The sequence below is a fragment of the Zunongwangia sp. HGR-M22 genome, from assembly GCF_027594425.1.
GTDB lineage: Bacteria > Bacteroidota > Bacteroidia > Flavobacteriales > Flavobacteriaceae > Zunongwangia.
This window is the reverse complement of sequence record NZ_CP115159.1, coordinates 3,685,552-3,704,129: the sequence shown is the minus strand read 5'-3', so window position 1 is coordinate 3,704,129 and position 18,578 is coordinate 3,685,552. Positions and strand designations below refer to the sequence as shown.

18 protein-coding genes are annotated in these 18,578 nt (G+C 34.9%); 15 read left to right on the top strand and 3 right to left on the bottom strand.

Translation table 11 applies throughout. From position 1 onward, the window contains the following. Positions 1-83 precede the first annotated feature (83 nt). The 7 genes from PBT91_RS16050 (at position 84) to PBT91_RS16020 (ending at position 8,069) form a co-directional block, all read left to right on the top strand. Positions 84-548: a DUF4199 domain-containing protein gene (locus tag PBT91_RS16050; RefSeq protein WP_270059470.1), complete on the top strand. Its 465-nt coding sequence runs from the start codon at positions 84-86 to the stop codon at positions 546-548. 130 nt (positions 549-678) lie between these two features. Next, positions 679-1,158 (top strand): 50S ribosomal protein L21, encoded by a 480-nt coding sequence (gene rplU / locus PBT91_RS16045; RefSeq protein WP_270059469.1) that lies wholly within the window; start codon positions 679-681, stop codon positions 1,156-1,158. A 28-nt stretch (positions 1,159-1,186) separates the two neighbouring features. Further along, on the top strand, positions 1,187-1,447 hold the full coding sequence (rpmA, locus tag PBT91_RS16040) for a 50S ribosomal protein L27 (RefSeq protein ID WP_270059468.1): 261 nt from the start codon (positions 1,187-1,189) through the stop codon (positions 1,445-1,447). 479 nt (positions 1,448-1,926) lie between these two features. Next, on the top strand, positions 1,927-3,393 hold the full coding sequence (locus PBT91_RS16035; protein ID WP_270059467.1) for a tetratricopeptide repeat protein: 1,467 nt from the start codon (positions 1,927-1,929) through the stop codon (positions 3,391-3,393). 165 nt (positions 3,394-3,558) lie between these two features. Continuing rightward, positions 3,559-6,414 (top strand): TonB-dependent receptor, encoded by a 2,856-nt coding sequence (locus PBT91_RS16030; protein WP_270059466.1) that lies wholly within the window; start codon positions 3,559-3,561, stop codon positions 6,412-6,414. 99 nt (positions 6,415-6,513) lie between these two features. Further along, positions 6,514-7,542 (top strand): phytase, encoded by a 1,029-nt coding sequence (locus PBT91_RS16025; protein WP_270059465.1) that lies wholly within the window; start codon positions 6,514-6,516, stop codon positions 7,540-7,542. Positions 7,543-7,724: 182 nt separating this feature from the next. Beyond that, positions 7,725-8,069, top strand: a complete 345-nt coding sequence (locus PBT91_RS16020; protein ID WP_270059464.1) for a Dabb family protein — start codon at positions 7,725-7,727, stop codon at positions 8,067-8,069. A gap of 105 nt (positions 8,070-8,174) precedes the next feature. Here PBT91_RS16020 and PBT91_RS16015 read toward each other — a convergent pair whose 3' ends face one another. Next, positions 8,175-9,191, bottom strand: coding sequence for a hypothetical protein (locus PBT91_RS16015; RefSeq protein WP_270059463.1), 1,017 nt, complete (start codon positions 9,189-9,191; stop codon positions 8,175-8,177). Between the two features lie 231 nt (positions 9,192-9,422). Here PBT91_RS16015 and PBT91_RS16010 point away from each other — a divergent pair, with 231 nt between their 5' ends. Next, positions 9,423-9,875, top strand: a complete 453-nt coding sequence (locus tag PBT91_RS16010; protein ID WP_270059462.1) for a hypothetical protein — start codon at positions 9,423-9,425, stop codon at positions 9,873-9,875. A 110-nt stretch (positions 9,876-9,985) separates the two neighbouring features. On the opposite strand, the gene ahcY is transcribed toward PBT91_RS16010, so the two are convergent. After that, positions 9,986-11,302, bottom strand: a complete 1,317-nt coding sequence (gene ahcY, locus PBT91_RS16005; RefSeq protein ID WP_270059461.1) for an adenosylhomocysteinase — start codon at positions 11,300-11,302, stop codon at positions 9,986-9,988. 64 nt (positions 11,303-11,366) lie between these two features. Between ahcY and PBT91_RS16000 the strand changes: the two genes are divergently transcribed. Beyond that, a complete protein-coding gene (locus PBT91_RS16000) occupies positions 11,367-11,999 on the top strand; it encodes a 4'-phosphopantetheinyl transferase family protein (RefSeq protein ID WP_270059460.1) in 633 nt (210 codons plus the stop codon). A 5-nt stretch (positions 12,000-12,004) separates the two neighbouring features. Then, positions 12,005-12,712 (top strand): geranylgeranylglyceryl/heptaprenylglyceryl phosphate synthase, encoded by a 708-nt coding sequence (locus tag PBT91_RS15995; RefSeq protein ID WP_270059459.1) that lies wholly within the window; start codon positions 12,005-12,007, stop codon positions 12,710-12,712. Between the two features lie 144 nt (positions 12,713-12,856). Here the strand turns inward: PBT91_RS15995 and PBT91_RS15990 are convergent, their stop codons facing one another. Then, a complete protein-coding gene (locus PBT91_RS15990; protein WP_270059458.1) occupies positions 12,857-13,744 on the bottom strand; it encodes an SDR family oxidoreductase in 888 nt (295 codons plus the stop codon). Positions 13,745-13,882: 138 nt separating this feature from the next. Here PBT91_RS15990 and PBT91_RS15985 point away from each other — a divergent pair, with 138 nt between their 5' ends. The 5 genes from PBT91_RS15985 to PBT91_RS15965 all read left to right on the top strand — a co-directional run bounded on the left by PBT91_RS15985 (position 13,883) and on the right by PBT91_RS15965 (position 18,324). Further along, positions 13,883-14,254 carry a winged helix-turn-helix transcriptional regulator gene (locus PBT91_RS15985; RefSeq protein ID WP_270059457.1) on the top strand — a complete coding sequence of 124 codons (372 nt, stop codon included), beginning with the start codon at positions 13,883-13,885 and terminating at the stop codon, positions 14,252-14,254. Positions 14,255-14,522: 268 nt separating this feature from the next. Next, positions 14,523-15,152, top strand: a complete 630-nt coding sequence (pnuC, locus tag PBT91_RS15980) for a nicotinamide riboside transporter PnuC (protein WP_270059456.1) — start codon at positions 14,523-14,525, stop codon at positions 15,150-15,152. A gap of 376 nt (positions 15,153-15,528) precedes the next feature. Next, on the top strand, positions 15,529-17,064 hold the full coding sequence (locus PBT91_RS15975; RefSeq protein WP_270059455.1) for a DUF4301 family protein: 1,536 nt from the start codon (positions 15,529-15,531) through the stop codon (positions 17,062-17,064). Continuing rightward, positions 17,061-17,465 (top strand): alternative ribosome rescue aminoacyl-tRNA hydrolase ArfB, encoded by a 405-nt coding sequence (gene arfB, locus PBT91_RS15970; RefSeq protein ID WP_270059454.1) that lies wholly within the window; start codon positions 17,061-17,063, stop codon positions 17,463-17,465. The genes PBT91_RS15975 and arfB overlap by 4 nt, the downstream gene beginning before the upstream one ends. 511 nt (positions 17,466-17,976) lie before the next feature. Then, positions 17,977-18,324 carry a hypothetical protein gene (locus PBT91_RS15965; protein ID WP_270059453.1) on the top strand — a complete coding sequence of 116 codons (348 nt, stop codon included), beginning with the start codon at positions 17,977-17,979 and terminating at the stop codon, positions 18,322-18,324. The last annotated feature ends 254 nt before the right edge of the window (positions 18,325-18,578 follow it).

Below are 18,578 nucleotides of genomic sequence, written 5' to 3'. Positions count from 1 at the left end.
AAACGTATAATTGTCTTAATTAACAAGCTGTTAAAGATAGTTTTCGAAGTTTTTTAAGAACTTTAGTTTTAAAACTAATAATTATGAAAAAAATAGGTGTTCCTGCAAAATTCGGAATCATGATAGCAGTAGGTCTTATTGTTTACTTTTTAGCGCTATCTCTGGTAGGTTTACATACCAATCCATTATTTAGTTTTTTTAATGGTGTAATAATGGGATTAGGTATATGGTTTGCTATTAAGGCAAAGCAAAGTCAGGAATCTGGGAGGTTTAAATATGCACAAGGATTTAGTACAGGATTAGTAACCGGCTTTATTGCCACCACAATTTTCACAGTATTCTTTGGTATTTATGCTAGCGAACTTAATACAGATTTTCTAGATCAATACCTTACGGTTTGGCGTAGTGATTATAAAACAGGTCTAGGAGTAACCCTTTTTACGGTATACGCTATGGGAGCGGCGAGCACCTTTGCCCTTACCCTTGCATTTATGCAATTATTTAAAAATAGCTGGAATACACAAGAAGCAGAAAAACATACACTTTAAAATTGGTGTTGTAGTAGTGCACAAATTTTGTTCAAATTTTGATGAAGTCTTTGCTAATTAATTATTTAGAATTATATTTGCACCCGCTTTGAAGAGAAGCTAAGTATATTTAATTAATTAACAGAACACTATGTACGCAATTGTAGAGATAGCAGGGCAGCAATTTAAAGTTGCAAAAGACCAGAAAGTGTTTGTACACCGTTTACCAGGAGAAGAAGGAGACAGCGTTTCTTTCGATAAAGTTCTTTTAACTGGAGATGGTGACAGCATAACTGTTGGCGCCCCGGCTATAGAAGGTGCTCTAGTAGGAGCAAAAATTAATCGTCACCTTAAAGGAGACAAGGTAATTGTTTTCAAAAAGAAAAGACGTAAAGGTTACAAAGTAAAGAATGGTCACCGCCAGTCTTTAACTGAAATTGTAATCGAAAGTATTACTGCTAAAGGCGGTAAGAAAGCTTCTGAAAGCAAAGCTGAGAAGAAAGAAGAGACTAAAGCTGATAATGATTTAAGTAAGCACACAGTTGCTGAACTTAAAGAAATGGCTAAGGAAAAAGGAATTGAAGGATATTCTTCAATGAAAAAAGCTGAATTAATCGAGGCTTTAAGCTAAATTATTAAATTACTAAAAACCTTATAAAATGGCACATAAAAAAGGAGTTGGTAGTTCCAAGAACGGTAGAGAGTCAGAATCGAAACGTCTTGGAGTGAAAATTTTTGGAGGTCAGGCTGCTGCTGCAGGTAACATCATTGTTAGACAAAGAGGTACTGCACACAATCCTGGTGAAAACGTATATGCAGGTAAAGATCACACTTTACACGCAAAAATCGATGGTATTGTAAAATTCACTAAAAAGAAAGACGACAAATCTTTCGTTTCTATAGTTCCTTTCGAGGCTTAAGAAATAATTAGTTTATAACATAAAAAAGCCTTTCAGTTTTCTGAAAGGCTTTTTTATGTTTCAACAAATCGGGGAATAATATAAAATTCACAATTTAGCATTTTCAGTTTTAAAGAAATCGAATGCTATTAATGTGATTGTAATACGTAAATTCTCCAATTATATATCCAAATTGATATATAAAATAAGCAGACAGCGCTAATAGCGTGCATGTCAAAATCAGTCTTTTTAGGTGTAATTTATTTATCATGGTTGTTAGAAATGGTCTATTTATCCAATATACTTTTTTTTCTAAATGATTTTGTTTACAGTTATATAATAAAGACCTAACTATTACATTAAGCTCAAAGGGTATATTTCAGGTTTTATAATATCGTTTTATGAAATCGACTCTCTTTCTATACCTCTTTACAATTTCAAACCTTCTTTTTAGTCAGAATTATTCCACGAAACAATCCACCGATTCAATATTTTTTGAATTGAAAGGCGAGCTTGATTCGGCTTATGAAATGGGAGATGAAGCTGAAATTGCCAAAAAATACGTTCAGCTTGGCGATTATTATCATTCGATAGAAATTAATACTCAGGCGATCGAGCAGTATAATCAGGCACTTTCAGTAATTGAAAAAGAAATCCCAGAATTAGAAGCAGACATTAAAAATAAGATTGGGCTTTCCTATATCAACCTGAAAAACTATGCGAAATCACGAGAATATCTAAATGAAAGTATTCGTATTTCCGAAGAAAAAAAACTAAAAGAGCGACTAGCTCTTGCTGAAAGTCTTTTGGGTACCACTTACGAGAAGCAAGGAAATTATTTAAAAGCTTTAGAACATCAAAATAAAAGTTTAAGTCTTTATACCGAAGCTAAAGATCGATTGGGAATTGCTACGGTAAATGAAAACATAGGGAGCGTTTACGAAGATTTAGAGCAGTTTGAAAAAGCCCTTAAATTTTTTAAAATTTCGAATAGACTTTTTAATGAACTTAATCATAAAGGTCGAATCAATGTATTGAATAATCTTGCAGATGTTTATCGAAAAACTGGCGATTATGGAAATGCTATGACCTTTACAAACCGCGCTTTAAAGCTCGCCGAATTGTTTGAAGATCGTCATCAAGTAGAAAGTGCGCATAAAGATCTGGCGAGATTGTATGCTTTAATGGGAGAATTTAAAAAAGCTTACGATCATCGTCTAATTTATGAAGAGCTCCAGGAAGAAGGATTTTATTCCCAAAATTTTAAGCAGCTTAATACGCTGCAAACCATTTTTGACACCAAACAAAAGGAGTCTGAAATTGCCTTGTTGAAACAGGAGAATAAAGTAAATGAAGCCAATCAGAATTTGTTGATTTTTGGCGTTGTTTTGTTGATTTTGTTAAGCGGAATTTCATTTTTCTTTTATAATAGAAAACGACAGGAAACTTCAAAACTTCAGGCTTATGAGCAAAAGCTACTGAAAGTCGAATTAGACAGAAAGGCTATAGAAGAGAAAAAACTTCAGGATGAAATTCGATTAAAAACAGCATCACTTTCAAAATACAGTCTTAATATGGCACAGAAGAATAAGATGATTGCTGAAACTTCTTCAACTCTACAAAATTTAGCTTCACGATCTTCCATAGATCCAGTTCCTAAAATTAAAAGTCTGGCCAAAGAATTAGATAAAAGTCTTGCTGAAGAACAAGAATGGGACGAGTTTATGAGTTTCTTCCAGGAAATCCATCCGCAATTTGTAAAGCAGTTGTCAGAACGTGCACTTTCAAAATTATCTTCAACCGAGTTAAGATTGGCAATGTTACTTCGGCTTAATTTATCTTCAAAAGAAATTGCAGCGATTTTGAGGGTCACGCCAGATAGTGTTCGGGTAGCGCGTTATCGATTACGTAGAAAATTACCAATAGAGCAGAAGCAGGAATTAGTAAATTTTATGCTTCAATTTTAAAGGAAATCTGCCTCTTTTTACATAAGGTTACTGTAATGTAAAGAAATCTTAATTGTTGCCTTGATGTAGCTGTTAAAAAATGATTTGTTAACTCTTTGTTGCTATAGCTTTTTATAGGTAAAGTCTTGTAATATATAGTTTTGGAGTATTCTTAAACTTAAAAAAATGAATCAAAAAAACTACTTTAAATTTTTGCTTGTAACGCTTTTTGTAGCTCTAAATTTTAGTTTTACGCAGGCGCAAACGGGAGCAATTAGGGGTACTATTGCAGATGAGACAGGAATTTATGTTCCGGGTGCTGAAGTGATGATCCCTGAAATTAACAAAGGAACCACAACCAACTTTGATGGAAACTTTACAATGGTAGAAATACCAGAAGGAACCTATACGTTGGTGATTAAATATATGGGATACGAAGACTTAAATAAAGAAGTTACCGTAACGGCTAATCAAACTATAGATGTAGATCTTGTTTTAAATTCTTCTACAACCACATTAGAGGCTGTACAGTTAATTGGTGGCGGTCTTAGCGCGCAGGCCCGTGCATTAAACGCACAAAAAAATAGAACCAATATTACCAATATTGTATCTACAGAACAGATTGGTAAATTTCCCGATGCCAATATTGGGGATGCTGTAAAAAGAATTCCTGGGATCACCATGCAGGTAGACCAGGGGGAAGCCCGTAACATTATCGTAAGAGGTTTAGCACCGCAGCTTAACTCGGTAACTTTAAATGGTAGCCGTATTCCTTCGGCTGAAGGTGATAACCGTAATGTACAGATGGATCTTATTCCATCTGATATGATCCAAACGATAGAAGTGAGTAAGGCAGTAACACCAGATATGGATGGGGATGCACTTGGTGGTTCTGTAAATTTAGTGACTAGATCTGCACCAGAAAATTTTAGACTGGCTGCAACGCTAGGATCTGGGATCAATTTTATTACCGATAAACGAATTCTTAGTGGATCTTTTTTATTGGGAGATCGCACTAAAGACGGGAAGTTTGGATATATGATTTCCGCTTCGATAAATGATAACGATTTTGGATCTGATAATGTTGAAGCCGAATGGTCTGATGAGTTTGAATACAATACGGGGCTTCCAGATGAGAATGGCGATGATATCCTGGAAGAGGTCGATGTAAACCCTTATGCCAGTGCTTTCGAAATTAGAAAGTATTTAGTGCAGCGGGTTAGAAGAAGTTTCTCTGCAAACTTAAACTACGATTTCAACGATAATAACAGTCTTTACTTCAAATCGATGTACAACTGGCGTGACGATCGTGAAAATCGTTTTGCTTATGCTTCAGAAATTTTAGATGCTGAAGATATTGGCGAAGGTGATTTTACGGTTACTAATGGGAACTTAGTTCGATTTCCTGCGGAAGCAGAAAGAGAAACCAAAGGAGGTATTCCTGGGGGAAGAATTCAAAATCGCAGATTAGAAGATCAGCGCATGCAAAATTATACCTTAGGCGGTAATCACCTCTTCGGAAGTCTAAAATTCGATTGGATGGGCTCTTACGCAAAAGCTTCAGAAGAACGTCCTAACGAGCGTTATATAAGCTGGGAAACCGAGTATTTTGTTGAAAATGGAATTGATCCTGAAGAACCATTACAAACTCCGGTAAATACATCTTCACCCTCAGATTTTGAGCTGAAGGAAATCACTGAAGAATATCAATTCACTGAAGAAGAAGATGTCAACGTTTTTGCGAATTTCGAATTACCGGCAGACTTTTTTAATCAGGGTTCTGGAATCGTAAAATTTGGAGTAAGAGGCCGCTTTAAGAATAAGAATAGAGATAACAATTTCTTTGAATACGAACCCGAAAATGGTTTCGAAAATATGGCTCAGACCGATGTTATCAGAAAAGATGGAAACGATTTTCTGGCTGGAGAACAATACCGCCCGGGATTCTTTACATCGCCAGAATATCTAGGTTCTTTAGATCTAAATTCAGATCAATTTGAAAGTGAAGATCTGCCAGATGAATATCTTCAGGAGAATTTTGAAGCTGAAGAGAATGTATATGCCGGTTACATCATGGCAAATCAAAATCTATCTCAGAATTTCTCGATCTTAGCCGGTGTTCGTCTAGAAGCGACTAAGATTAGTAGTTTAGGAAACGAATTGATTTTTAATGAAGACGGAGATTTCGAAGAAGCTGCGCCAGTTAGAGATGAAAGTGATTATACCAATATTTTACCTGGGGTGCATTTAAAATATAATGTGAACAATAGTACCGTACTTCGTTTTGCTTGGACCAATACTTTGGCGCGCCCTAATTATATCGATCTTGTACCTTACCGCGCTGTAAATAACGAAGATGAAGAAATTTCTGTTGGAAATACAGATCTTAATCCTTCAACTTCAATGAACTTCGATTTTATGGCAGAGTATTATTTTAAGTCTGTTGGGATCCTTTCAGGAGGCTTGTTTTATAAAGATATAGAGGATTTTGTGTATACTTACATAAGTGAAGATGAAGCTACCGGTTACGATTTATTTCAGCCATTAAATGGTGACCAGGCAAAGATCTACGGAGCTGAGGTTTCTTTCCAGAGACAATTAAACTTCTTGCCAGGATTTGCTAAAAACTTCGGAATTTATCTTAACTATACTTATTTACATTCTGAAGCAAACGGAATTAGAAATGAAGATGGTGATCTTAGAGAAGATGAATTGTCTTTACCAGGTTCTTCTCCAAACATGTTCAACGGTTCACTTTCATATTCAGATAAACGTTTTAGCGCTAGACTTTCTGCAAATTTCTCTGATGCTTATTTAGATGAATTAGGTGGTAATGCTTTTGAAGATCGTTACTACGACGAGCAATTATTTGTAGATTTTAATATGTCGTATTCGATCAATAAAAATCTTAGAATCTTTGCAGATCTTAACAATATTACCAATCAGCCATTACGTTATTACCAGGGAGTTGCGAATCGTACCATGCAAATGGAATATTACAGCCAGCGTTTAACTTTTGGTCTTAAATACGATCTATACTAGAGGGCAAGCAATTCAGTAGAAAAAATAATTTAAAAACATAAAATTTTAAGTCTTGGCTTACCAGCCTGTAGATGGTACTTAAAATTCAAAAATATTAAAATGACAAAAATAAAATCAATCCTAATTTGCCTAATCTTAGCTTCATGTGGTACGCAATTGCCAGAAATCGCACCCGATGTGGTTACTGAAAAAACATTGCACGATACCGACGATCCGGCAATTTGGGTAAACAAAGAAAACCCTGAAAAAAGTATTGTTTTTGGAACCGATAAAGATACCGATGGTGCGATTTACGCTTTTGATCTTGATGGGAAGATTATCGAATCTAAAACCATGAGAAACTTTAAACGTCCAAACAATGTAGATGTAGAGTATGATGTAAAACTTTCTGATAGTACTGTAACAGATATCATGATCTTTACAGAAAGAGAACGCGAACAAATTAGAATTTTTTCGGTGCCAGATATGAAGCCTTTGGATAATGGCGGATTTAAAGTATTTCAGGATACTCGTGAGAATGAAATGAGTTTACCGATGGGAATTTCGATCTATAAATCGCCAAAATCTGGTAAAACCTATGCTATCGTTGGTCGTAAAAATGGTCCTAGAGAAGGTTATCTACATCAAATAGAACTTGAACCTGCTGGGGATCATTTAGCACCAAAATTGGTACGTGAATTTGCCAAGTTCAGTGGGAAAAAAGAGATCGAAGCTATCGCTGTAGATGATGAGCTTGGTTTTGTGTACTGCTCTGATGAAGGTGATGGCATTAGAAAGTATTATGCCGAGCCAGATATGGGGAACGAAGAGATTGGTTTTTTTGGAGGGGAGTATTTTAAAGATGATATCGAAGGTATTGCTATTTCTATGTATCCAAACGGAAAAGGACAGATTATAGTTTCTAACCAGCAGGAAGGAACTTTTAATTTCTTCAGTAGAGAAGATAATAGTTTTGAGTATGCACTGAATTTAGGAACTACAGAAACTGATGGTTGTGAAGTGACTACAGCGTCTTTAGGCGAAAAGTTTCCCAATGGGTTATTCGTTTCTATGAATGATAATGATGAAAGTAATTTCTTTTATCACGATTTAAGTCGATTAAAAGAGCCGAAGAAAACTGAAGAATAATTGTTTGATTTTGAAGAAAAGTGTCGGTAAGCTTTAAGTTTACCGGCATTTTTTGTTTTTAGAAATATTCTAATTTCTAAACCTAAAATTAGTGTATTTTTAAAGTAAAATGAAATTCCATAAAAATGAAGGCAATTTCGAAAATAGGCATTGGACTTTTTTTCTGCTTAACTTTCAGCAATATGAAAGCGCAGGATACAACATCAGAATTCGATAAAAACTTTACCCATGTGGTCTATTTTTGGCTTAACAATCCAGATAGTGAACAAGATCGAGCTGATTTTCTAAAATCTCTGAACAAATTCATGGAAAACAGTCTGTATGCAAAAACCAAATTTATCGGAGAGCCGGCGGGAACACCAAGAGAAGTGGTCGACGGGTCGTTTACCTATTCTTTGATACTTAGTTTTCCTTCAAAAGAGATTCAGGATAAATATCAAAAGGAGAAGGCGCATTTAAAATTCATCGAGGAATCGGAGCATTTATGGAAGCGAGTGCAGGTGTATGATTCGGTTGGAATTAAATAAAGTACCTCGAGGCAAGCCTCGGGGTATTATGCCCTTTGGCGATGCCAATAAAAACAAAAAAATCCTCGCATTGCGAGGATTTTTTTATGCTGAAATTATATAAAATTAGTCTTCAAAATATACCGCAGAAACTTTGCTTAGCATATTATTGATGGCAGGAGTTGCGTCTCCAGAATCTTCATCTGAAAAAGCAAGAACTCTTCCGTCTCCGTTAGCTAATTCAGCTACGTAAATCATTCCAGAATCTTCATCATAAGAAACGTTTACAGGGTTACCCAGCATGGTACTTGCTCCGGCAATTCTTACCTGTTCTCCAACAGCTAACATTGCTCCATCTTCTGTAGCATTGAACTTATTGTCGAAATCGGTGATTACGTGTAATGCTCCATCAGAATCTGAACTTGCCTCACCAATATCAGACATGATCATTGTTCCATCATCATAATCTAAGCCATGTGTTCTTTCAATTCCCTGTATTGCGATCATTTTAGTTGCTTCTACCATTCCGTCTGCAGAATTAGATAGGAAATTATCGAAACTCGCCAGCATATTTGTTTTATCTACAACGGCATAAAGAGTATTGTCTACAAATTCGATTCCCCATACATCAAAATCTACCATCACGGTATTTCTTAGCGTCATCCCGTCTGCAGTTCTTGTATAAATAAAGAAACGTCCGTTTGGAGTATCGTCATCGTCACCGTTGGTATCGGCATTATCGGCGATCACAACCATATCGTCTGATACAGCAATATCGCGTGGACTAGCAACATTACCTGAACTCATAAAATCTGCCGAAGCTTCTGTAGACATATCGTCCCACATGCTCACATCTCCATAGTGCTGAATGCCAAGGGGGTCTCTTGAAGCAATGATTAGTGCATCTGTATCATCATCATAGATAATTCCTTCAGCATCATTAGAATCTGTGTTTAAGGTGTAGGAGTCTCCGGTGTCTAAATTGTAACCGGCAATATTTCCAGTATGCGTTGTAGCGAAAAGCATCGGAGCTTCTACTTCCATTCCGTCATCGGTTTCGATCATTCCATCGTCATCATCACTACAAGAGGCTAAGGTAATTGTGGTTAAACTTGCTAAAAAAATGTGTTTTAAATTCTTCATAAATTAAGTTGTTTTGATTTGCAATATTTACGAATTAAGATTTGGTGTCGGTTTTTAAATTTCGGGGATTAACAAAGGATTAATATTTTTCAGAGGGTTTTAACGTGATTTGAGAATTTGAAAAATAACCGATACTTTTTTATTAACTTTATTACAACAGGCTATATGCGAGAAATTAAATGAACGCAACCTTTTAAATGTTGTAGTATCTATTTTATAAACTCCTTATGTATGAAATCATTTTTTAAGTTTCTTTTCTGTTTATTTTCAATAAGCTTAATTTCTTGCTATTCAGATGAACCTGAGCGGGAGGAATTCACAGTACAGGATTTCTCTGCAAGTAATTTTCCGCAGGAATGGAAGTTGGTTGGAGTGCGAGCTTCGATGATCCCAAATGCCGAAATTGTTGACATTGAAGATGGTACAGAGTATTATAATTTTAATGAAGATTCTACGTTTCAGAAAAGAGCTGAAATTGAAGATGAATTAATCACAGCAGAAGGAACTTTTTTTATAGACGAGCGTGATTTTTTAATTCTGGAATATTCTCAAGAATCTGCTCTAATAGCAAGTTGTAGCAACCAATCTAAGACAGAATTCCTACACTTTTCTGATAATCAATTAATAAATAGTAATGCTCTGAGTTGTGACGCTCTTTACTATTACTATAAAAAAGTAGAATAAAAATTATTCTGAAAAAGAAAAATCCCATTCATTTCTGAACGGGATTTTTTATAATTCTAGTCTCTAGTCTCTAGTCTCTAGTCTCTAGTCTCTAGTCTCTAGTCTCTAGTCTAGTATCTATAGTATTCCGGTTTAAATGGTCCTTCAACTTCAACACCAATATATTTGGCTTGGTCTTCACTAAGCTTCGTTAATTCAACACCAATTTTTTCTAAATGAAGTGCAGCTACTTTTTCATCTAAATGCTTAGGTAGCATATACACTTTGTTTTCGTACTTATCGGTATTATTCCAAAGTTCGATTTGTGCCAAGGTTTGGTTGGTGAAAGAGTTACTCATAACAAAACTTGGGTGGCCGGTAGCACAACCAAGGTTTACCAAGCGCCCTTCAGCAAGTAAGATAATATCTTTACCATCTACAGTATACTTATCTACTTGTGGTTTGATTTCATCTTTAGTTTCTCCGTAATTATCATTTAACCAGGCAACATCAATTTCGTTATCAAAATGCCCAATATTACATACAATGGTTTTATCTTTCATTGCCTGAAAGTGCTCACCACGAACGATGTCTTTATTTCCTGTAGTGGTAATAACGATATCTGCTTTTTCAACTACTGTTTCTAAACGCTTTACTTCAAAACCGTCCATAGCTGCTTGTAATGCACAGATAGGATCAACTTCTGTAACGGTAATAATTGCGCCAGTTCCTTTAAAAGAAGCTGCAGTTCCTTTCCCAACATCACCATAACCACAAACTACAACACGTTTACCAGCAAGCATCACATCGGTAGCACGACGAATCGCATCTACCGCACTCTCGCGACATCCAAATTTATTATCGAATTTAGATTTGGTAACCGAGTCGTTTACGTTAATTGCCGGCATAGGAAGTGTTCCGTTTTTCATACGCTCGTAAAGGCGGTGAACTCCGGTAGTCGTTTCTTCAGAAAGTCCTTTAACGTCTTTCGCAAGCTCTGGATATTTATCCAAAACCATATTAGTTAAATCTCCACCATCATCTAAGATCATGTTTAACGGCTTACGATCTTCACCAAAGAAAAGTGTTTGCTCGATACACCAGTCAAATTCCTCTTCCGTCATTCCTTTCCATGCGTAAACTGGGATTCCGGCTTCAGCAATAGCAGCTGCAGCTTGATCTTGGGTAGAGAAAATATTACAAGAACTCCAGGTTACTTCAGCACCAAGAGCAATAAGTGTTTCAATAAGTACCGCAGTTTGTATCGTCATATGTAAGCAACCCGCAATACGAGCACCTTTAAGCGGTTGTTCTTCTTTATATTCTTCACGAAGCGCCATTAATCCCGGCATTTCTGCTTCTGCCAGTTCAATCTCTTTACGTCCCCATGCAGCAAGGGAAATATCTTTTACTTTATACGCCGTATAAGGCACTGTGTTCGTAGACATATTATTATATTTGATTATTCTCTAATATTACAGCGCAAAAGTAACTAATATTTAATAAACCGGCATGCCTCTTTTCAAAACAATAACACCGCGAAAAGGAACTAAAGTCTTCATTTGGAAGGTAGAAGAATCTTTTGAGTGGCTTAGCGACGGCATAAAATTAACTGATCACTGCAATAGTAGAGTTGCAGGGATGAAATCTGAAATCCATCGCAGAGGTTTTATGAGCATTAGGCATTTAATGGCGGAAGCCGGTTATGTAGATCAAGATTTGTGGTATGATGAGTTAGGAAAGCCATATTTAAATGATGAAAAATTCATATCGATAACCCATTCCTTTAATTTTACCGCGATTATTGTGAGCGACCAGCCGGTAGGAATCGATATTGAAAAACAGCGCGATAAAATATTGAAAATCGCTAATAAATTTACTCCGCTAAAAGAATATCATACGCTGGCAAACGAAGAAGCAATAATTCGAAAATTAACCATTGTTTGGGGAAGTAAGGAATCGATTTATAAAGTGCATGCACAGCCGGGATTAGGTTTTTTACAGCATATTTATATTAAAGATTTTGATTTTGAAGATGCCAATACTAGCGGAACTGTTACTTTTGAAGGCGAAAAAACCGAGTATGAACTGGAGTTTCTAGAATTTGAAGGATTTACCTGCGTTTATACCTTTCTGTTAAATTAAAATTGATGCCTACACTTTTAGATGCGATATTTAAAGCATCCAAAACCCAAAAAAAATTACTTGCAGTTTTAATAGATCCTGAAAAGTTTTCTGCGGAAAAATATGAAGATTTTATCGAAAATCTCCCTGAAGCAGTTACTCATGTTTTTGTTGGTGGAAGTACTGTAACAACTGAAGAAAGTGAGATTTGCGTAGATTTTATAAAAAGTAAAACCAAATTACCGGTAATTTTATTTCCCGGAGATAAAGGTCAAATTACTGAAAAAGCAGACGGAATTTTATTGCTCAGTTTACTTTCCGGCCGTAATCCTGAATATTTAATTGAGCAGCATATAAAAGCAGTGCCAAAATTGTTGAATTCTGGTTTGGAAATTATTCCAACGGGATATTTATTGCTGAATGGTGGTAATCAAAGCGCTGTAGCAAGAGTAAGCAAAACCCAGCCTATAGATCAAAATGAAATAGAACTAATTAAAAATACTGCGCTTGCCGGCCAAATGATGGGGAAACAACTAATTTATCTTGAAGCGGGTAGTGGAGCTAAAATTCCGGTTTTTGACGAAGTTATTGCTGAGGTAAAGAAAGATTTAAGTATCCCTCTAATCGTAGGCGGCGGCATTCGAAATGCAAAACAATTAGAAAAGGCTTATAAAGCCGGAGCTGATTTAGTGGTTATAGGAACCGCTTTTGAAAATGGAGAATTTATTAGTTAGTATTAAGTAGTGAGTACAGAGTAGTGAGAAATTAAATGATATATTGTTGATAAGCTTTCAACTTTTCTTTCAACACATCAACAAATTAACTCATTAGCAAATTGTCTCAGATCTAATATCTCACTACTAAATACTCACCACAAACTAAGCGTAAACTTCAGTTAAAAATTCTTTCATTGTTTTTGTTTTTCGACCAAGAATGTGTTCAAGATCTGTAGTGTCAAAATCAAATTCACCATTGGCTACACCTTGGCTAAACATGCTAAGCATACCCACAATTTCATTTGGTAAGCCAGCTTCTTTCATTTGAGATTCGAATTCTTCAACTGAAGGAGAAACATAAGCGATTTTTTCACCAAGAATTTCAGTTAGCATCTCGCTAATTTCTTCGTAAGAAACTTTCTCATTTCCATTGAATTCATAAATTTTATTAACGTGATCTTTTGGTGAAATTAGCATTTTAGCTTCAGCTTCAGCAAAATCTTCTCTGGGCACATAGGCAACTTTTCCGTCTTCAGTAGGAAGATAAATAAATTTCGTTTTTAGAAGTTGTTCTTTATCGCCAATAAACATAGGCACCACATCGCTATATAAATTATGACGTAAAATGGTATATTTTAAACCAGAATCGATCAATAGTTTTTCGGTTTGCAAATGGCTGCTTACAACAGGATCGAGTGGCGCATCAGAAGATTCCGTTTTTCTAACTGTGCTCGTGTAGAAAATATGCTGTACATTATTAACTTTTGCTGCAGCAATCACGTTTTTATGTTGCTCTAGGCGCGCTTCTAAATCACTACCTGAAACTAAGTAAACCTGCTCGAAATCTTTTAAAGCTTCTTCTAATTTTGCCGGGTTTTCATAGTCGGCTACTCTAATGCCAAAACCTTGAGCTTTATATTCTTTTACAATATCTTTTTCAGTATCTCTAACCAATACCGCAAGATTACTAGGATCGGTATTTTCGATTAAATTTTTAATTACAAGTTGTCCTAAACTTCCGGTTGCACCGGTAATCAATGTCTTTTTCATTTCAATATTTTTTAATTACCAATAGATATTTAGTTACTTTTGGTAAGTAAAGATAATTAAAGAGAAGTGAAATATCAAGAAGTTTCAAATTGGTAGTTAAGTTACTAAGAAGTAACTGTTGTTGAAAATCAAACTGTTATGGGAGTGAAAATAGAAATAAATTATTCGGAAGCTGAAAATTGTCCGGTTCGTAATATATTAGACCGGTTTGGAGATAAATGGTCTACACTGGTTATTTTGATCTTAGGGGATTATGACAAGCTTCGATTTAACGAATTACAGAAAATGATTGGTACCGTTTCTCAAAAAATGCTGGCAGTAACTTTAAAGAAGCTGGAAGCAGATGGATTGGTGGCTAGGAAAGTATTTCCACAGGTGCCGCCAAAAGTTGAATATTCGCTTACAGAACTTGGTTTTAGCCTTTTACCGAAGCTGAAAAGTCTGGTGCAATGGGCAAACGAAAACATGAGTGAAATTACCGAAAATCGATCTTCAAATAACCTAAAATAAATAAGCAATTCTCATTAAAATAGGGCTTCTTCGCGCTTTATAATGATTATTTTTGAGAATGAATTTTAGATAGAATAAATGAATATTTCAGCAGAAAATTATCAGTCGGTTTTTATTAAAGAATTTTTATTAGGTCATTCCCATGTGAAAAAGGAAGTACTTTCAGGGTTTTTAAAATTAGGGTATAAAATTGTAGAATTTCAGGTATTGTTTTTAAGCGCTCTTTTTGCAGTGTCATTGGATTCTATTAAAATTAGTTATTAGCATTATGGAGCAGATCTCGAATTTTTTTCTGGATTATTATGAAGGAGCAACTACGTTTGATATCGTTCTAGAAGCAACTGTCTTCATTTTTGGGATTGCAAGTGTTTATTTTTCTAAAAAGGAAAATATTTTGGTGTATCCTACAGGGCTTGTTGCAACCATCATCACTGTTTATCTTCTGTTTAAAGCCGAATATTATGGGGATATGATGATGAATTTCTATTATTCGGTGATGAGTATTTACGGTTGGATCAATTGGGCTAGAAAAAAAGATGGAACGCCTGTACTGCCAATTTCTAGAACAAATAAAAAAGAAAAAATAATTGGCTTCGGATTATTTGTGCTTACCATGCTGGTAACATTTGGCGTTTATAAAGCCTTTGGCCGAGAGATCGAAACCGCAAATTATATCGACATTTTTACTTCAGGAATATTTTTTACCGCCATGTGGTATATGGCAATAAAAAAGTTAGAAAACTGGACTCTTTGGATTTTTGCAGATTTAATTACGGTTCCGCTTTATGCCTACAGAGGTTTAGGTGTGTTAGCCTTGCAATATATTATTTTTACAGTTATGGCAGTTCAGGGATATCTTGTTTGGAAGAGAAATATTGGAAGTCACGTTGATTCCTAATAGATATTAATGAAATTAATTGTGCTAAATTTTTTAAATTCTATGTTAAAGCCCGCTGTCTTTCAGTGGAGTTGTTTTGCGGAGTTATTTGATTAAAGTGCTGTTAAGAAGCTGTTTAATGATCTTTATTTAATCTTGAAATTATTAAATATGCGTTAATTGGCGCCCTAAAATTCTATTTTTTAACGTATATTGACAAGCCTTAGATTTATATAATGGGCATAAAAATATTGAGGAAGGAGGAGCAAAGTTCTTCAAATTTCAGAGTTCCTTAAAATAATCAAATAAACTAGCTAAGAAATTAAAATGTGGTCAAAAACAATGGCTACAAAATATAATATCAGCAATTAATCAACTAACTAAAACTAACAAAACCGTGAAATTTAACGAATCAGATATCCTGCAAACTCAGGAAAAAGGATTAAATACTGAAGAAGTAAATAGACAAATTGAAATTTTTAAGCGTGGAAATATTAAAGTTGATATTCAAGAAGCGGCAACAATAGGAAATGGAATTTCTGAAATCTCAGACGAGCAGCGGACTGAATATATAAAGGACTTTGAACACAAAAAGGATGAGCTAGATCTTTTAAAATTTGTTCCTGCATCTGGTGCAGCAACGAGAATGTTTAAAGCATTGCATAATTTTGTAGACGAGTTTGATCCTAAAGAAAAAGATTTACGGGATTATTTAGATGAAAAAGGGGATTCTAGCTTACAGTTATTTTTTAACCATATAGAAAAACTGCCTTTTTATAATGAGGCAATTACAGCAGCTAAAAAAGATAACAGCAGTTTTGACGAGCTTAGCAACGACGAGCAAAAGAAAGTGATAGCTGAAAATGTTTTATACGAAAAAGGTCTTGGACTAAGTGATCTTCCAAAAGGCTTGGTTCCATTTCATAAGTATGATAATATTGTTGTAACTGCTTTTGAAGAACATTTATATGAAGCAGCAAAATATGCCGACAGTAAAGGTGTAGTAAAATCACATTTTACAGTTGGGCAAGGTGATAAAGAAAAATTTGAAGCAGAGTTTAATAAGATTAAAACGAGAGTAGAAGAGAAAACAGGTTTAAAGTTTGAAATTTCTTACTCTTACCAAGATCCAAAAACAGATACGATCGCTGTTGATGACGAAAATGCGCCATTTAGAACAGAGGAGGGTAAAATGTTTTTCCGGCCAGGAGGTCATGGTGCGTTAATCGATAATTTGAATCAGCAGAATGCAGATCTAATTTTTGTAAAAAATATCGATAATGTAGTGACATGGTCTAACCTTGGCGATGTAGTTGATTACAAAAAAATGCTTGCAGGTAAGTTGTTAGAATTAAAAGACAAAACTTTCGGTTTAATAAATAAACTTCAGGGAAATCCTTCCGAAGAAGATTCAAAAGAAGCTTCAGAATTTTTGCGTAAGCAATTATTTGTTAAATCCCTAAAAGGATCTGAGTCGGCTTCAGAATTATTAGGGAAGCTAGATAGGCCGTTACGTATATGCGGTATGGTGAAAAATGAAGGAGAACCTGGTGGTGGTCCATTTTTGGTGAAAGATGAAGAAGGTGAGATTTCGCTTCAGATTATTGAAGGGGCGCAAATTGATGATAATAATCCAGAACAGGTGAAAATCGTTAAAGAATCTACACATTTTAACCCTGTGGATATTGTTTGTAGTGTAAAGCAACCAGATGGCAGTACTTATGATCTTGAGAAATATGTAGATCCTAACATGAGTTTTATTGCTAACAAAACTAAAGATGGTAAACCTTTAAAAGCCTTAGAACGTCCAGGATTATGGAATGGTGCAATGGCGAAATGGAATACTGTTTTTGTAGAAGTTCCTGTAACGACATTTAATCCAGTAAAGACAGTAGCAGACCTTTTAAAAGAAAGTCACCAGACGGCTGAATGATTAACGAAGAAGAATTAATAAAAGAACTCGACTTTAGAGCTGTAAAAAGTAGCGGTCCCGGTGGGCAGCACGTTAATAAAACAGCTTCTAAAGTCGAGTTATATTTTGATATAGAGAAATCTCAATCACTTTCAGAGATTCAGAAAGAGCGATTAATCGCAAACTTTGCAACCAGAATCACAAAAGAAAAGGTTTTTATTCTGCAAAACGGAAATTCCAGAAGTCAACATAAAAATAAGGACGCCGTAATAAGTCAATTCTTATCGATGATTACATCTGGAACAAAAGCACCCAAAGCGCGAAAGAAAACAAAACCAAGTAAAATGGCTAAACTGAAAAGGCTAAGAAAAAAGAAAATTCAGTCAGAAAAGAAACAAAATAGAAAAAATCCATTGAAATAGAATTGTGTAATATTTCTACAACTGTGGATTTATGAACTGTAGAATTCCACAATTATAAAACTTATTTAATTTCGCTTTTATTTATTAGTACCTGTAACATAGTGTTATATATGTTATTTTAGATGTAAGGCGTTATGGCATAATTTTTCTATATAATAAAATGTTAGGGTTATTGAAGGATTTTAAATAACTGACGCAACAGCTCATACTGTTGTATAATTTAGATTTTCGGATTAAAAAGAGGCTGTGGTGGCCTCTTTTTTTATTACCAAATCTCATTTCCATAATTTATTTGTCGCTGAGTATATCATTGTGTGCAGATTTTCTACATAATTGAATCATAATATCTCGTAATTTCTACAGAATCTCTCGTTTTATAGGATTTTAAGTTTAGGGTAAAGCACTGTTAGTCATTGGTTTGTGTTTATTTTGAGATTAGGCATAATCTTTACTACTTTACTTATAAGATCTAAAAAATAGATCGGAAGAAATTATCAAAAAAACTCAAATTATGAAAAAGTCAATATTATCCTCAGTTGCAATTTTGGGATTATTTTTTGCTACACAGTCTATACAAGCACAGGAAGAAGAACCAATGGAACCAGAAACTACAGAAGTAGAAGAAGTAAAATCTGCTTCAGATATTTCAGAATTTAAATCTATTGATGTGCTAGCGTTACCACAACCAATTAAAGATGCTACAATGACAGAATTTAACGCTGTAGCTTCTGATGCCTGGGTTAAAATGCAAAACGATCAGAAAATTTACAAATTAAAAGTTGATGTAGATGGTGAAAGCAAAATGATTTATGCAAACACTAACGGAGAATGGTTAAAAGAAGATGAAGTTATAGACTAGTTATTAAGAAAACAAAAGCCGAATTTCAAAGAGACCAACTTTGCGGCATTGAGCAACAATCGGTTAGCACGTATTAAATAATGATAGCCCGGGAACTACTAACTAACATTAGGGCAATTCAAAAAAAATACATTTAAAATTTGGCGATTTTGCTAGCCGATTGTGCCAAAAAATGGGAATTAATCTATAGGCTATATTCGAATTTAGATTCAAAGAGGTCACATTGCGGACCTCTTTTTTTATGCATTCTTTTT

Coding starts and splice junctions, on each gene's coding strand:
- PBT91_RS16010 (WP_270059462.1), top strand. CDS start 9,423: ATGAAATCATTTTTTAAGTTTCTTTTCTGTTTATTTTCAATAAGCTTA.
- rpmA (WP_270059468.1), top strand. CDS start 1,187: ATGGCACATAAAAAAGGAGTTGGTAGTTCCAAGAACGGTAGAGAGTCA.
- PBT91_RS16050 (WP_270059470.1), top strand. CDS start 84: ATGAAAAAAATAGGTGTTCCTGCAAAATTCGGAATCATGATAGCAGTA.
- rplU (WP_270059469.1), top strand. CDS start 679: ATGTACGCAATTGTAGAGATAGCAGGGCAGCAATTTAAAGTTGCAAAA.
- PBT91_RS15990 (WP_270059458.1), bottom strand. CDS start 13,744: ATGAAAAAGACATTGATTACCGGTGCAACCGGAAGTTTAGGACAACTT.
- PBT91_RS16030 (WP_270059466.1), top strand. CDS start 3,559: ATGAATCAAAAAAACTACTTTAAATTTTTGCTTGTAACGCTTTTTGTA.
- PBT91_RS16000 (WP_270059460.1), top strand. CDS start 11,367: ATGCCTCTTTTCAAAACAATAACACCGCGAAAAGGAACTAAAGTCTTC.
- PBT91_RS16015 (WP_270059463.1), bottom strand. CDS start 9,191: ATGAAGAATTTAAAACACATTTTTTTAGCAAGTTTAACCACAATTACC.
- ahcY (WP_270059461.1), bottom strand. CDS start 11,302: ATGTCTACGAACACAGTGCCTTATACGGCGTATAAAGTAAAAGATATT.
- PBT91_RS15985 (WP_270059457.1), top strand. CDS start 13,883: ATGGGAGTGAAAATAGAAATAAATTATTCGGAAGCTGAAAATTGTCCG.
- arfB (WP_270059454.1), top strand. CDS start 17,061: ATGATTAACGAAGAAGAATTAATAAAAGAACTCGACTTTAGAGCTGTA.
- pnuC (WP_270059456.1), top strand. CDS start 14,523: ATGGAGCAGATCTCGAATTTTTTTCTGGATTATTATGAAGGAGCAACT.
- PBT91_RS15995 (WP_270059459.1), top strand. CDS start 12,005: ATGCCTACACTTTTAGATGCGATATTTAAAGCATCCAAAACCCAAAAA.
- PBT91_RS16025 (WP_270059465.1), top strand. CDS start 6,514: ATGACAAAAATAAAATCAATCCTAATTTGCCTAATCTTAGCTTCATGT.
- PBT91_RS16020 (WP_270059464.1), top strand. CDS start 7,725: ATGAAAGCGCAGGATACAACATCAGAATTCGATAAAAACTTTACCCAT.
- PBT91_RS15965 (WP_270059453.1), top strand. CDS start 17,977: ATGAAAAAGTCAATATTATCCTCAGTTGCAATTTTGGGATTATTTTTT.